The organism is Fontivita pretiosa (genome assembly GCF_050410795.1).
Taxonomy (GTDB): Bacteria; Planctomycetota; Phycisphaerae; order Tepidisphaerales; family Tepidisphaeraceae; genus Fontivita; species Fontivita pretiosa.
In genome coordinates, this window is sequence record NZ_CP191258.1 from 4,133,457 (window position 1) to 4,148,093 (window position 14,637).

Sequence of the window (14,637 nt, forward strand, 5' to 3'; positions counted from 1 at the left end):
GCCTCACTCTGGAAGGTCCATCACCTTCAGGCTCTCGATGCCCCGGTCGTCCACGATCTTGACCGCGATGCGCTTATGCTCGCCCGGCTCGAAGGGGAGCGACACCGTGCCCCGGTAGGCTTCGATCCGGTCCTCGTCGATCTCGGCCTTCAGACTCTTCGCCAGCCGCGCCCAGCCCTCGTTCTCGCCAGCCATCGGGAAGAAGACCTGGCGCGGGTAGAGGCTGCGCCCGTCGTAGTCGGTGTCGAGCATCCAGACCGCAATCCTGTCCTCGCCGCCCGACTCGATGCCCCCGGTCTTGGTGTTGTAGTAATCGAAGCCGTGCACCGAGACGCGGTACAGAACACCCTCGCCCTTACTCCCTCTCCCAGTGGGAGAGGGTTGGGGTGAGGGCATGATCCGCTCCACTTCCACGTCCGGCTGGCCGATGAGCCAGAACGACTCGTTGCTGGCCCGCTTCTTCTTGAGGTCGTCGGTCAGGAGGTCGGCGTTCATCTGCGCCTTGAGCAGCGTCACGCCCGGCCAGTTGGTCTCGTCAATGTCCTTCGCGGCCTCGGGGTCGAACTGGAAGGCGGCGAAAACGATGAGCTTCGGCTGGGGGACAAGAGTCTGAGCCTCTTCGATCGCCTGCGCCACCTGGCGCTGCTCCAGCGGTGCATGCTCGGGACCGAATGACACCACGACGCGCATCGGGCTGTAGGCCGGGCCGGTCTCGCGCACGCGGTCTGCGCCCTCGTCGCTGGGCCGCGTCTCGCCGTCGGCGTGTAGCCAGCGGCAGCCGGGGAGCGGTTCCAGGCGTGCGAAGCGGATGTACTGTCCCGCCTTGCCGCGGATGCCGGTGCGCAGGAGTTCGTCGCGCCACTCGCTCTGGCGCAGCGTCTCGCCGGAGCGGGTGATGGAGGCATCGGCAGGCTGCGGCGCGCCCTCCAGCAGTTCCTCGACGGACTTGACCGCTGGGGAGGGCACGGCCTCCACCGTGAACGGGCCGCTGACGCGGGTCTTTTTCTTGTCCACGAAGGGCTGGTCGTAGAGCGTCTCCTGCGGCGCGTGGCGGGCGATGGCGGTGTCGATCTCTTCCTGCCGCCTGCGGCGCAACTGCCACCATTCGGCGAGAAGCCGCTTCGCTTCGTCCGGCCACGACGCCTCTACCTCGCGCGGAACCTGCCACTCTTCCCACGACTGCTTGAGCAAAGCGTTCAACCGCTCGCGGATTGGCTCCAACCGCGCCTGCCAGCGGGCATGGATGCCGTCAATCTCCGGGTTGTTGGCGATGGACTTGAGCGTCACGTGCGGCACGGTCTTGTATTTGAAGCCGCTGCCCACGCCCTCCTCCGGGTGCGCGAGCTCGTAGTAATCGAAGACGGCGGTCATCAGCCGCTGCCGGGCAAGCGTGAGCGCCACGCGCGAGGTGTCGCAGGTGATCCAGCGCCGCCCCCACTGCTCGGCAACGTAGGCGGTGGTGCCGCTGCCGCAGGTCGGGTCGAGAACCAGGTCCCCGGGGTCGGTGGTCATGAGGAGGCAGCGCTCGATCACCGACGTACCGGTTTGCACGACAAACACCTTCGGCTCGGCGCGACTCTGCACCGCCCCGCCCACGTCAGACCACACGTTTGTGATGCGCACAGCAGGGAAATCATCGTAATACCGAACATATCCGAGCTTGCCTTTGTCCGTTACGACGATTCGGTTCGCACCCGCCAGCCGATCCATGCCCTCTGGTGCGTTTGCTTTCCAATGACTATTCGAACCGCAGTCGTACTTGTTTCCTTGATAACGATACTCGCGCACTGTTCCTTCACTCGCGCCCTGTGATATGAGGTTGTCAACTCGGAAGACGCGCGATTCATCTGGCAAACGTTTTGCCCCGACCTTCTCTTCTTTCGTCAGCGCACGGCGAGTTCCATCTTTCAGCTCGATTTGATCGTACTTTGTCGCCTCTTGCCCGATGGGCGATATCTTCGGCTGGAATGGCTGCCGATACTTGATGCGTTGGTGATCCTTGCAGTACCAAATCAAGTAATCACCGGCACGACTGAGTGTCGTGCTTGGGAATCCGCCAGAAGTTGTGTACGCGATCAAACTCACAAAGTTTGTCGTGCCAAAGACCTCATCCATCAAACACCGCACGCGGTGCACGTTCTCATCGCTGATCTGCACGAAGATGCTGCCGCTTTCGGTGAGCAGTTCCCGCGCCAGGAGCAGCCGGTCGCGCAGATACGTGAGGTAGGAGTGGATGCCCAGTTCCCAGGTGTCGCGGAAGGCGCGGATCTGCTCGGGCTCGGCGGTCAGGTCCTCGTCCTTGCCGTCCTTCACGTCGCGCTTGTTGACGAAGGGCTGGAAGTTGGAGCCGTAGCGGATGCCGTAGGGCGGGTCGATGTAGATCATCTGCACCTTGCCCGCCATGCCCTCTTTTTCCAGGAGCGAGTTCATCACCAGCAGCGAATCGCCGGCGATCAGGCGGTTGGTCCAGCCCTCTTTGTGCTTGTAGAACTCGACAGCTTCGCGCAGCGGCTTTTCCTCCATCTCGAAGAGCGAAATCTGTCGCGCCGCCTCGCCGTTGCGCTTGCGCACTGCTTCCAGAATGGTGCGCGGCTCGATCCGCTCGTGAACATGGAGCGAGACCGTGGGCACCTCGAAGGAGGTGTGCTCGGCCTTGCCCGCCCATTGCAGTTGCGGGTCCAGATGCGGGTCGTAGGCGTAGGTCTTTTTCTTCTGCCCGGCGTCCGGGTCGGTCTCCGGCGTCACCAGGCCGACCGGCGGGTTGTTGACGCGCTGCTTGTCCCGATGCTCATAGGATTCGATCGGGCGCTTGGTGTCTCTGTTCTTTCGTGGCATCAAGCTTCTCCTGGTTTTTTTGCCATGCCGCGCGCAAGGTCTCTGTCACCCCCTCACTGTCGCGCAGGCGCCGGACGCCCCAGTCGGAGACGTTGAACGGCGGATTGGTCAGGATGTAGTCGGCATGGAGACTCCAGTTGTTGCGCTCGTCGGCGAGGATCGCGTCGTCGACCAGAATGGCGATGTCCGCTCGGGTGGCCCGGGGCGGCGCCCAGCACTTGAACGGGTCGAAGATGTACTTGAGGAAGATGAGGCCCAGGACGACATGCTTGTACTCGGCGGCATCAACCCGCCCTCGCAGCACATCGGCGCAGCGAAACTCGGTCATCTGACCCTGATGATCTGCCATCCCGGATGCGTCCGGCGTGATTTATCGCCGGTGCTGGGCTGCGGGTCAAGATTTGTTCCGCCGGAGTCATCGCCAGTTTCTCCGCACCTGATCCGGACGGGCACAAAACAGGCCGAGCCCGATGGTAACGGGCTCGGGAGTGATTACCCCGGCACCATTAAACAGGAGTTGATCATGCCTCGCACGGATACGATCGCATGGGTGATCTTGGTCTGCGCCGGTTGTCTGCGGTTGTCTTGGGCCAGGACTCTGGGGATTTGGGTCGCAGCGGCCATGCGTGTCCAGCGGGTTTCGCCGGCGAATATCGGCCGCTCGTCGCCAAGCTGCTGGTGTGCGGGGTAGGCATCATCGCCAAGGCGCGATTTTGCCCGTCGGCCTGGTGCTCGACGAGCCGTCAGCGGGAGTGCAGCCTCTACACGATTGGCCTGGTCATGCTGCGAAAACTGAAGCTCGCACCGCAGGAGGCCTTCGCGGCCGTTGGGGACCTTTCAGAATCGGCCCCGCCAAACCGGGGATGGCTCAGGTTCTGTCGGCGCGATATCTCGGTCGGTGTCTGAATGGACATCGTGCTGCCAGCGGACTCCGTCGGTGTGGCAGTTGCCGCGACAGGACCAAAGTTGGAAGTTCCTGCGAGCGAGCCCGGCGTGGATGGGCCGGCCATTCAATCCGCCGGCGTCAAATCGAAGCCAGATCGCGCCGCCAGCACATCGCGGTAGCCGATCTTTCGTCCCTTGGCATCAAGCAAGCGCCGCCACTCGTCGGGGTCGTTTAGCTGGCTTTCAACCATTTCACGCAAGAAACCGCCTGCTTCCCACTCTGCTGGGGCTCGAAGCAGCACGTCGGACTGCCAATTCAAATCGGCCACGGCCTGCTCGACGAGCCTGTGTCGCTCGTACAGCCCGACGCGATGGAACGATGGCGACACTACCACCAGGTCGATGTCGCTGTCGGTGCGCTGTGTTCCCAGCAGCCGGCTACCGAACAGGATGATCCTCGGCGCGATGAGACTGCGATGAATGACGGACGCGAAGTTCTCAAGTTGTGGTGCGTTCATCTACAAATGCCTGGGCTTGCAGCAATGAGTCCTGCTCATAGGAACTGCATCCCCACGCCCCAGTCCATGATGGCGATGGCCTGGCGGACGGTGTAGCCGCGCTGGTCGTTGGGCCAAGTTGCGTTGTTGGGCCGGCTCAAGCTGCCGAACAGGCCGCTGGTGCGATGCAGGGACGTGCTGCCGTCGGTCGTGCCGAAGACTTTCCATTGCCGGAACGCCACGGGGTCGCCGTTGGCGTCGAAGTGGTATTGCGCCTGGATGTTCCCCGAGCCGTTTTGGACGATCAGGCCATCATCAGGGTCCAGATCGTTGATCTGAGCGTAGGTGAGGAACCTGCCGCTGGCCGGGATGCGTAGGCGCTTCATGCTGTCGGAGGAGAAGGGCGCGGTGATGCCCGGGTCCAGGTAGAGCTGGGCGTACCCCATCGAGCGTTCCGCCCAGATCGAGCAATAGTCGTTGGTGCTGGACAGGCACAGGGGATGGCACGTCTCGCCGGAGAATTCGCTGATGCTTTCGCCCGCGGGACCCTCGCAGCCGCCCGAACCGCCGGGATCGCTCCAGCGGAACCACTGGCGGTTGTTGATGGCGGGCGGCTGGGTGTCCGGATCGGCATCGGGGGTGAAGCACACGCTGAACTTCCGCATGCGTAAGGCCTGGCGCATCTTGTAGATCTCGGTGTGGAACCGGATGCCGATGTAGTCGTTGTTCATCAGCCGCCCGTAGCGACGGCGATACGTCGGGGGAATCGTCCATTGGGCATCGGGGAAAGCCGCGCCGCCACGGCTGTCGGTGCCGGTTGGCTTGACCCACTTGCTCCCGTCCCACTTCCAGACCGTGCCCGTGCTGACGCGCTTGAGCTGGTAGCTGTCTCCGATGACGGGCGTGTAGTTCACCGTGCTGCCGCCACTGTCCTGCCAGCCGTCCACGCGGATGCGATTGTTGGCGCTGTACGTCACCGTTGCGGTTATCACCGCGCCATCGGACTGGCGACAAAGCTCGCAAACCGCGCCTTTGTAATGGTTCTTTTCCCAATTCGGTTCCTGGATGCGGATCTGCGTGGTTCCTGTCTGCGCACTTCCACCGGCGTCGGTGTAGCTGTAGGTGAGCGACAGGCCCGCGATGGCCGGGAATGAAGCGATCTGAGTCGCAGGGTTGTAACTGGTGATGGGCCGGGTCGCCTGATGGCACGGCCCAGCCGTTCCGCCGCTGCCGGATGCGCCGGGCTGCTCGACAACGAACCAGTGGCCCGCCCATCGTCCGTGGGTGCTGCCGTCCCAGAACCGCGATGAAGCGTTGGTGGTGCAGGCGAACGATGTCGCCGAGAGGCTGGTCGGCGTGAACAGGTGAGCGGCATCGCTGTCGCTGAGGATGCCCGACCACCAGCTTTTCGTCTCGTCGCCGAACTGTAGCCCATCGTCCACGACGGTCACGGTGCCGGATGTGATGTCCCAGTTGCGCCCGCCACGGACGGGCGGGTTCGATGGCTTGCCCTCGTAGAAATGGTCGTCGTAATCGACCTCCCAGGGCTTGGGCGAAAATGGCGGTTGTCTGGGCCGATAGTCGGTCGTCGGGTCGTCAAAGTTGTCGCCGACGTATCGCGCCAGCGTGCCGACCTTCGGCGCTGCGCCGCCGAACTCGAGCCCGCTGAGGGCGTACGTGAGGCGTCCGTGATCATCGTAATCGATCAGTTGCGTGCTCTTGGGGCGGGTGTACCAGTTCCCCGGCGCATCCTCGGTCGGCGGAATCGCGGGCTGGTCGTCCTCTGCCTCGGGGTCTTGGTCGGGAATGAAGCACTCTTTGTCGTAGAAGTAGCGGAATCGGTCGGGGATCAGCCGCGTGAAGCCCCAGGTGAACCAGACCTCCTGGTTCTGGTGGGTTTCGTTGAAGTCGAAGCCGCTGAGCATCGTGCCGTCCCACGTCGCCGGCGCATCGGAGATCAGCGTCGCGCCCTTGTCGTGCGTGTCCGGGGCACTGCTCCAGGTATTGCTGTTGCCGTCATACGTCCATTTGGTGACCTGCTCGATCGTCATGCGCCCGCCGATGGGCATGCAGTCCGGCTCGATCGAGTCGGTGAACGTCATCGACGCCTGAATGCCGATGACGTTGCCCTGGCCGTCACGGACCAGGTTCCCCGTCGTGCCCTTGGCGGCGTTCACACCCGCTTCCCACATGAACACCGGCACGCTCATCGGATTGATGTGGAAGCGGTCATTGCCGTCATAGAAGTCAGAGCGGTAGGGAATGAAGCCGCCGCAGGCCTGCCACAGCGCGCTCTGCCAGGATCGGAAGGTCTTGTGGTATGGCCGGGTGAAGCACCAATCGACGGGCGTTAGCGTCGTGTCGCCGTCGGTGAACAGGTCCACGTCGCTGCCCCACAGGAACATCCCCTGCGACGGATTGATCACGTCAACGTAGAGGTCTTCGGCAAGCGGGTGGGTATCGGTGATCTTGAACACCGGGCTTGGGAAGTTGAACACGTCCACGCCGTTGGTGCCGCGCGAATCGTCGGGGAAGTGGGAGAAGTAACCGTAGTTGTGGGCTTCTCCCATGCGAATCCAGGCGCGCTTCGGCACGACGGCGGTGCTGGCGACTGTGTTATCCGGCACCTGCGGCTGCTGCTGGGGACGCCAGTACAGGCCAGACGATGAGAGGATGCCGAAGACCCCGGCATCAGGCGCCGCCGCCTGTGCTGCGAAATGCAGCACTGGATTGCCATTGGCGTCGCGGTCGTTGCTGGTGATCTGCGCCGAGCGGACGTTGCCGCCGATGGTGAAATAGACCCACTTGCCTTGCCACTGGTTCTCCGACCAGCTCCGGTGATTCTTATCGACGATGATCGAGGTGGTGGTGGTCGCGATTGCATTCGCCCATTCAAGCGTCAGATCGTTGGGCCATTCGGGAACGCGCTCATGCACAAACGCGCCGTCGCGGCGCTGGATGTAGTAATGGGTGAAATAGCTGAGCGGGTGTTCGACGGTATCGATCGCGGGAAACTGAAGCTGGTTGCTCGTGAAGGTGCCATCGCCGTTGTCGATCCAGTTCTGTTCGATGATGGGAATGCGCAGCATCTTGTGCCATTCCCATGCTCCGCCATCCCACAGCTTCAGCAGCACCAGGTCGTACTGTGACGGCTGGCGGATGTCGGGATTGCAGTTGACCCAGTTGTACCAGCGCTTCTTCCACCCATCACAGTAGACCGCCCAGTTCTTGCTCGTGTCCGTCAGCGTCGTGGCGCTCAAGCCGCCGGATGGGATCTGGTTGCCGTCCCACAGGACCGTCGTGCGCGGGTGGAACGCGTTGCCGGCGGCGGAAGCCACTTCGTCCAGCGCCTTGACCATCTGCGTGAGCCACGCCCAGTAGTCCTGCCAATCGGTTGTGGGTGCGGTCGGAGGGTAGTTCGTGAATGGCATGGCCGGCGCTCCTTCTCATGGCAACAGTGAATGCGCGTGTTCCCAGTCCCATCCGCCGGTGTTCGCCGCCACGACTTGATGCACCATGCCAGGGTACATCCCGACCGGCTCGGCCTCGGCGCCGCCGGCGCCGATGCGCACGACGGCCCACTTCACGCCGGTTCCACGCTCCTTCCACAGGATCGTCGCGGCGCCGGAGCTGCCGCTCTGGAGCATGGCGGCGTCGCTGTTCTTCACATCCGCGAAAACGTTGTCTTCGTCAGCCACGTTGATCTGCACCGGTGACACGCCGGCGGCCATGGCCAGGCCGATCGCGTTCGCCGCCAGCGGCTCCAGCAGGATGGCAAACCGCCCCTGGTGGTCCGCCTCAAGCGGGGTCACGCCGACCAGCGCTACTCGGTTCTTGAATTGATCGAGGTTGTCCGTCGGCTTGATCAGCGCGTCGCTGACACCCAGGATGTCGAATCGCGCCCGATCGGCGCCGCTGGCGTTCTTGATCAGGACGATGCCGGTCTCGCGCATGCGAGCCTGGGGCTCCTGGTCCTGCCGCTGCTGACGCTGGCGAAGATCGCGGGCCGCATCGACGAAGGCGTTGTACGCCGCCGCGGGGATGCGGAGTTTTTGGCCGCTTTGGACTTTCGTTAGCGGATCGCTCACCCTCTTAGAATCGACGCGCAAGAGGTCTGGATGAGGGGGACCGCGGAATTCCGATCGGCTCGATGTTGGCGGGGCTTGCGCAAACTGAGAAACCAACCACAGGCGGCGTGTTCAATCCGTTCTGACGTCAGGCACGACTGGTTTGCATCGAGGGGCGCAATCGCACGCGGCGGTCGGCGGGCAATTCCCAGATAACCTTGCCGATGGCGCGTGCCGATTCATCCACCACCAGCCCAGCAGAATCCACAGCAGCGTCACGCCGGCGACCAGCGGCTTTGCCAGCGGCACGAACGCGGCGCCGAACAGGCTGAGGTACACCGCCAGCATCGGCGAGCCGCAGCAGCCGAGCAGGTAGCAGCCGACGACCGACAGCACGCCGCAGAACGTCACCCCGCCGACGGCCAGATTCCGGGCGACGCAGAGTCGCCCTTCGCGATAGCGGCGAAAGGCGACGGCGGCGAAGGCGAGCGACAGACCGTAGGATGCGCCAAGCCAGTAGTCTCTCTCTTCGATGTAGCGAGTGAACCATGACACCTGCCTTGGGTCTGCGGCAACCCATCGCGACTGTGCAGGGTCTTGTTCCGGGAAGAAACCGCGCCAGACGAAGTGCATCATCATCACAGCGGCAAGGACGCACACCGGCATCACGGCGCGGCGGGCGATGTAAACGACTCGGTTCACTTGTTCAGCTCCTGCAACGCGCTGGCGACGAACACGAGCTTGCCATCCGATTCCTGCACTTGACCCTCGACGTGAACCGTCTTCGCGACGGCGGGCATCGCGCCCCTCCAACGCACAGGCAACACGAGTTCGGCGCATCCGGTGGAATTGCAGGCCGCAAACTCCTTCGCGTCGATGAGCGTCACGAGCTGCTTGTCGGCCGATGCCGTGGCGACCACGCCGACGACCGACACCGAACCCCTGTGCCGATCGGCATCGCGCATGATCTCGTGCACGCCCAGCGCGTCGCCGCGGGCGGCGGGTCGGGACGCCGGCTGGGGCGCCGGTCGAGTGCCAACGTACCACGCTCCCGCCCCGAGCACGGCGACAGTGACGACGATCGCGCTGATGAGTTTCATGGTTTGCGCTCTCCACAAGACAAGCCGCATTCGCAGCCCGGGAACTTGGTCGTGCCGCGCTCGGAAGCAGCGTCCTGCACATACGATTCTCCCGTCGCCAGCGCCCGCTCGGCGCGGGCCAGCTCCCTGCCGAGGTAGGCCGCATGATCCAGCCGCGAGACCAACCCGCGCTCGATTGCCGGGATGTAAAGTTCTGCGGCGCTGGTTCCTTCGATGACGACATCCAACACGCCGTCGTTGCGGTAATGCTCCAGGATCAGGAGCGTGCGTGCGCGGTCGGGATAGACGACGAAGTAGCCGGTGGGGTCGGACGTCATACGCTGCGGGATATATCCGCGAACGCGCGTCACGGCTCGGTTCGACGAATAAGGCTCTGCGGGTCCGGGATTCCTCGCGCCACAGTCGGCGATGCACGCTCGAATCGCGCCGGCGTCGGTTGTATTGACCATGTCGATGACCTCGACGGTTTTGCGGAAGTGTTCGACGGCATCGACCGGCAAGTTCCTGATGCGCGGTCGCTTGCCCCTCGCGCCGATGATCTTCATCTGCTCATCGACCCCGCTCCGCCACAGCGCCACCAGCGATTGCCCGGCGAGATGTCCGATCTGCTGGCCGGAATCTGCGCCACACACGACCAGAAAACGAATGTTGGGATTTGCCAGCACGTTCTCGATGAGCCGCTCGATGCCGAGGTTTTCGGTTAACATGGTCCCGGTGATGGCGATCTCCGATGCGTTCGACTGCGCGATCTGGGTGGCGAGTGCCAAATCGGTAAGCGTGCAAACCGCGACGGGCGCGTAATAGCGCAGCACCGTGTACGACCCCGGCAGCGGAGGCCAACCCGCCTGCGCCCGCACCGGTTCCGCCGGACAGGCTTCGCCCTCGATGCCCAGCGCGTTGACGGCGTTGGCCGGCCAGCAGACTTCGCAGCCGAGACAATCGTATTTGACGTCGAGCAGTTTCGCGCGCGCATCGGCAATAACGGAATCGAGCGCAGCCGGCCGGGCATCGCGGGGCATTTGCTCTTCGATCGCCTTGAGCGTGCTGTGCAGACAGCCGCAGTGATGGCACTTCTTCGCCGACGCCGCTTGTCGCAGCTGACGAACCGCCTGGTCCGCGCCCGCAATGACGTTCAGCGATACGCTCATCGCCTGCGCCTCCGCGAGTCTTCCGCAAGGCACAGCCCCAGGTCCAGCAATCCCACGACGCACGGGTCGATCACGCGGTAGTAGATGCTGTTCCCCTGACGCCGCGACTCGACGATCCCCTTGTCGGCCAATCGTTGCAGTTGGTTCGACACCGCCTGCGGCTTCATGCCGACCGCTTCGGCCAGCTCCATCACGCACAGCTCTCCCGCTCGGCACAGCGCGTGCAGGAGGCGCAGCCGCGTGTCATTGGCCAGCACCTTGAAAGTCGCCGCCAGATCAGCAGCCTGGGATGGACTTAACAGACGGCGTTTTGCCAACGCCGGTTTTGGCGGGCACGATTCCGGGACAGGCCGGAAGCGACGAATCGGAGCGGCGAGCTGCGTCATGACAGAATTACACTATCATGTGTAATAGTGACGGTCAAGCGACCCGGCAGGCGGCCCCGCTCCAAGTGGAGCGGGACCTGCGCCGTCGGGCTAAACGGTCCTACTGCTGCACGGGGCAGCAGCAGGATGGAATCTGCTCTTTAGTGATGGGACACGTGATCGTCTCCGCTGCTTGGGCCGGCTGCTCGGCCTTTTGGGGCGCCAAGGCTTCGGCCTGCACCGGAGTGGGGCAGTTCACGTCGGGTACCCACGACAGGGCCATCAACACAGGAAGTGTCGCAATCATGATTCCTGCTCCTACCGCCTTCTATGTTTTCTGGCCGGTCCCGCGGAAGGCATCGCAAGACCGCCTGATACTGCTGCGGCTCGGACTGCGGTACGGGGTTCATCGGTGTCAAGGCTTTCCAGGATGGGGCAATCGCTGGTCGCCCCCTGGCCAGGGCAGACGGCGGCGAGCCGGGCCAGTGTGGCCTTCATCCGCTTCAAGTCCCTGATCTTCTGGTCGATATCCGCCAGCTTCGCCTCCGCCCGGCGGCGCACGTCGGCACAACTGGTGTCGGGGTCCAATCGCAGCGCCAGCAGCTGCTTGATCTCTTTCAGAGTGAATCCCAGTTCTTGGGCACGCTTGATAAACCGGACGCGCCGCGCGGAATCCGGCGGGAACATCCGATAGCCGGAAGGAGTGCGCGGCGGCTTCGGCAGCAGCCCCTGCCGTTCGTAAAAGCGGATGCTCGCCAAGTTGATTCCCGCTCGCTTCGCCAGTTCGCTGGTACTCAGTCCCGTCATGCCATGACCTCTATGGGGAGTCTACGGCCCGTAGATTAGTACAGGGTCAAGCGGCGATCCGCAGAAATATCGCGTTTTGATCGTCGCAGCAGACGGAGCGCGACCACTCAACTGATCCCCAGCCCAGCGAAATTTCCCTCGTCGTAGACCTTCTCGATGTAAGCCGCAATAGGCTTCTTCACGATCGCCTTGGCCGCCGTGTCTTCTGCATCCGCATAGCGGACCCACAGATACTCCCAGCCCTTCTTGGCGATCCCGGTGATGCTGCCCACAGTGAGGTTCGTGGTGTTGGGGCTGGCGGCGAAGCGGAAGTTCAGCTCCCAGTCGTTCTCGCTCTTGCGCTTGGAACCGCTGACGCCCTGAAACAGCGCTTCGCCGGCGGCGAAGGTGAGGTTCACGCCATCCGCGTTTACGGTCCATGCCGCGTTGTTCACCTTCCCCGTCAGAGCATACAGCGTGGCGATGTACGCGGGCGTCATCGACGCCGCCGCGATGTAGCGGGTGACGCTGAAGCTGAACACAGGCACCGTGATATCAACGCCTTCGACACTGTCGTGGGTGACGCCGATGGCGCCGCCGAAATCGGGAGCGATCTGGCCGGCAGGGGCGTACTTCTGGACCGTCTGGCGGCTTTGCGTGACGTGCTGCGTGCCGCCGGTGGTGTCGAAGCTGAAGGACGCATCGCCCGTCTGCGGCGACTGAAGGTCGATGCGGGTGTAGCGGACCCTTCCTTCCCACAGCAGCTCACCAAGCGGCTCGACATGGACCGACTCTTGAACCAGCCCCGCGTGCGTGGACGGCGCCGCCGCCGCCAGCGCGGTTCTGGCCGCCTGATCATCGTCGGTGCCGACGACGTTGTAGATCAGGTCGATGCTGGAGCTGTCTCCGGCGCGTGACTCGAACTTTTCCGTGCAGGTTATCGGCATTACTCAAACTCTCCCGGCTCCAGATCACGGATTTCCTCCAAAAGTTTCCTCGTGTTGGCGGCGGTCTGCTCGCTGGCTTTGGCGATGCGATCGGCGACACCGCCAGCGCCAAGTCCGCGGGCTTCAGCTGCGTTGAACGTGCCGGCAACACCGATGGTGCGATTCTGTGCCTGAGCAAGCAGATCGGACAGACCCGCAAATCGCGCAGCGATATCCGGCGGACCTTTGGGTTTACCAGGACCGCCGGATTCCGTTTCCCTGGCAGTGCGTTTGGAGCGGGCTTCGTTGATGGCTTTGATCCACTCGTCGCGCGCAGCGTCTATCGCATCCTGAGCGGCCTTGATCTTGGCGGCGTTGGCGGCGGTGACATCCGCGATCATGGCGTTGTATTCACCGCCGATCCGCGCCAGTTCAGACTCGCTCTGCTGACTTTCAAGCTGGCGCCGAGCGACGCGCTCCAGCTCGGTTTGTGCCAGAGCGTTCTGGCGCTGCCGCTCGATCTCGTTCTGCGTCTGCTGACTGAGACGATTGGCCAGGTCCTTGGCAGCGGCCGCGTCGTAGGTGTCGTCGAAGAGCGTGAACAGGTCGTGCCAGCGGTTCTCCAGCCAGTTCTGCACGCCTTCCCACGCCGACTGCACGAAGCTGGTGAAGTTGGTCCAGGTTTTGGACAGGAACGCGGTGGTTTCGATCCACGCCACCGACAGCGCATGCTGCACGATCTCCCACGCCGCCAGAGCGCCGTAGAAGGCGCCGTAGGCGATCTTCAGGAACCAGAGCTTGAACTGGAGCCAAACGGGTTGGATAGCCGCAATGCCCTTGTCCCATTCCAGCTTGAGCGTGAGCCAGAGGATGCGAGCGGCCAGCCCGATATCGCCGGCAGCAAGGGCGTCGGAGATGCCGCCGAACGCCGCCACCGCCTCAGCGCGAAGTTCGTTGAACCGCTGTGCGAGCCATGCCAGGGCCTTCGCTCCGGCACCCGACACATATATAAGGTATGCGCCCAGCGCCGCGACGGCGGCGATGGTCAAACCGATGGGGGAGACGAGCCACGCGAAGATCGAGCCAACAAAGCGCAGCACTGCGGCTGCCTTCGTCGTCGACATCGCCAGCAGTCCCAGCGCCGCCCCGACCTTCGCAAGGACCGCTCCGAACACAACGATGCCCGTGCCTGCAACCACGACCGCGGCGGCGACCTTGAATACTGTCACCACAAGCTGGCGGTGTTCTTTGATAAAAGCATTGACCTTCACGGCCAGCTCGGTCATCCGCACGGCCGCTTCGCGCAACGTGCCGGCAAGAGCCGAGCCGATCGCCGCCGACGTGCGCTTGACGACGCTGCCGAGATCCGCCAGCGCATCATCCAGCTCGTCGGCGGCCGCAGCACTTTCGCTCGAGACGGTGAGCCCCAGCTCGCGCGCCCGCTTGCGGTATTTGTTCAACCCCGCCTCGCCTCGCTGCATCATCGGCAGCAGCGCCGTGCCGGCGCGGCCGAAGATTTGCATCGCCAAAGCTGCGCGAGCGGTGGGGTCTTGCACACGCCAGAGTGCATCGGCGATCGCCGTGAATTGCTGTTCAGGGTTCATGGTTGCCAGCCCGCCCAAGTCCACCCCCAAAGCAGCGAATGCTTCGGCGGCAGCCTTCGAGCCGCTGGCCGCGGCGAAGACCGACCGCTGCATCTTCCGCACGCCTGCTTCGAGCGCGCCCAAGTCCGCACCGGTCTGGCCCGCGGCATAGCCAAGTTCCGAGAGCGCCTCGGTGGAAAGCCCGGTGCGTTCGGACAAGTCCAAGAGCTGCGCCTCGGAGCTGGCGAAATGTTTGCCCATCGCTGCCAGTGGCGCGACGATGGCAGCGCCGACAGCGGTGAGCTTCTTGCCGATGGAGGTGATTCCTTCGCCGAACGCCCTGAGCCGCTTCGACGCCTTCTGCAAGCCCTTGACGAAGCTGCTGTCTTTGACCAAAAGCTCGACATAGGCGCTGCCCGCCCTGATGCCTGATGCAAAGGCCATG

Annotated in this window: 14 protein-coding genes; 1 reads left to right on the forward strand and 13 read right to left on the reverse strand. The window is 63.6% G+C overall.

Annotated elements, in window-relative coordinates:
• Positions 1-3: 3 nt before the first annotated feature.
• Both ACQS5P_RS16675 and ACQS5P_RS16680 read right to left on the reverse strand, forming a co-directional pair.
• Positions 4-2,835 (reverse strand): site-specific DNA-methyltransferase, encoded by a 2,832-nt coding sequence (locus tag ACQS5P_RS16675; RefSeq protein ID WP_428937750.1) that lies wholly within the window; start codon positions 2,833-2,835, stop codon positions 4-6.
• Complete coding sequence (locus tag ACQS5P_RS16680; RefSeq protein WP_428937751.1) at positions 2,789-3,163, reverse strand: type I restriction-modification system subunit M N-terminal domain-containing protein; 375 nt, start codon at positions 3,161-3,163, stop codon at positions 2,789-2,791. The genes ACQS5P_RS16675 and ACQS5P_RS16680 overlap by 47 nt, the downstream gene beginning before the upstream one ends.
• A gap of 218 nt (positions 3,164-3,381) precedes the next feature.
• On the opposite strand from ACQS5P_RS16680, the gene ACQS5P_RS16685 reads away from it, so the two are divergent.
• Positions 3,382-3,741 carry a hypothetical protein gene (locus tag ACQS5P_RS16685; protein WP_428937752.1) on the forward strand — a complete coding sequence of 120 codons (360 nt, stop codon included), beginning with the start codon at positions 3,382-3,384 and terminating at the stop codon, positions 3,739-3,741.
• A gap of 104 nt (positions 3,742-3,845) precedes the next feature.
• On the opposite strand, the gene ACQS5P_RS16690 is transcribed toward ACQS5P_RS16685, so the two are convergent.
• The 11 genes from ACQS5P_RS16690 to ACQS5P_RS16740 all read right to left on the reverse strand — a co-directional run bounded on the left by ACQS5P_RS16690 (position 3,846) and on the right by ACQS5P_RS16740 (position 14,636).
• A complete protein-coding gene (locus ACQS5P_RS16690) occupies positions 3,846-4,238 on the reverse strand; it encodes a nucleotidyltransferase domain-containing protein (RefSeq protein WP_428937753.1) in 393 nt (130 codons plus the stop codon).
• Between the two features lie 35 nt (positions 4,239-4,273).
• The gene (locus ACQS5P_RS16695) at positions 4,274-7,648 is read right to left on the reverse strand and encodes a hypothetical protein (RefSeq protein ID WP_428937754.1); all 3,375 of its coding nucleotides are present in this window, start codon (positions 7,646-7,648) and stop codon (positions 4,274-4,276) included.
• Positions 7,649-7,663: 15 nt separating this feature from the next.
• Complete coding sequence (locus ACQS5P_RS16700) at positions 7,664-8,305, reverse strand: hypothetical protein (protein WP_428937755.1); 642 nt, start codon at positions 8,303-8,305, stop codon at positions 7,664-7,666.
• 111 nt (positions 8,306-8,416) lie between these two features.
• Complete coding sequence (locus ACQS5P_RS16705) at positions 8,417-8,986, reverse strand: hypothetical protein (RefSeq protein WP_428937756.1); 570 nt, start codon at positions 8,984-8,986, stop codon at positions 8,417-8,419.
• Positions 8,983-9,384 carry a hypothetical protein gene (locus ACQS5P_RS16710; RefSeq protein ID WP_428937757.1) on the reverse strand — a complete coding sequence of 134 codons (402 nt, stop codon included), beginning with the start codon at positions 9,382-9,384 and terminating at the stop codon, positions 8,983-8,985. The genes ACQS5P_RS16705 and ACQS5P_RS16710 overlap by 4 nt, the downstream gene beginning before the upstream one ends.
• Positions 9,381-10,532 carry a DUF4346 domain-containing protein gene (locus tag ACQS5P_RS16715; protein WP_428937758.1) on the reverse strand — a complete coding sequence of 384 codons (1,152 nt, stop codon included), beginning with the start codon at positions 10,530-10,532 and terminating at the stop codon, positions 9,381-9,383. Before ACQS5P_RS16715 ends, ACQS5P_RS16710 begins: the two co-directional genes overlap by 4 nt.
• Entirely contained in the window at positions 10,529-10,918 is a 390-nt protein-coding gene (locus ACQS5P_RS16720) for an ArsR/SmtB family transcription factor (protein ID WP_428937759.1), read from the reverse strand. Before ACQS5P_RS16720 ends, ACQS5P_RS16715 begins: the two co-directional genes overlap by 4 nt.
• Positions 10,919-11,018: 100 nt before the next feature.
• Positions 11,019-11,204 (reverse strand): hypothetical protein, encoded by a 186-nt coding sequence (locus ACQS5P_RS16725; protein ID WP_428937760.1) that lies wholly within the window; start codon positions 11,202-11,204, stop codon positions 11,019-11,021.
• A gap of 11 nt (positions 11,205-11,215) precedes the next feature.
• Complete coding sequence (locus ACQS5P_RS16730) at positions 11,216-11,704, reverse strand: MerR family transcriptional regulator (RefSeq protein ID WP_428937761.1); 489 nt, start codon at positions 11,702-11,704, stop codon at positions 11,216-11,218.
• 107 nt (positions 11,705-11,811) lie between these two features.
• Entirely contained in the window at positions 11,812-12,630 is an 819-nt protein-coding gene (locus ACQS5P_RS16735; protein ID WP_428937762.1) for a hypothetical protein, read from the reverse strand.
• Positions 12,630-14,636, reverse strand: a complete 2,007-nt coding sequence (locus ACQS5P_RS16740; RefSeq protein ID WP_428937763.1) for a phage tail tape measure protein — start codon at positions 14,634-14,636, stop codon at positions 12,630-12,632. The genes ACQS5P_RS16735 and ACQS5P_RS16740 overlap by 1 nt, the downstream gene beginning before the upstream one ends.
• Between the last annotated feature and the right edge of the window lies 1 nt (position 14,637).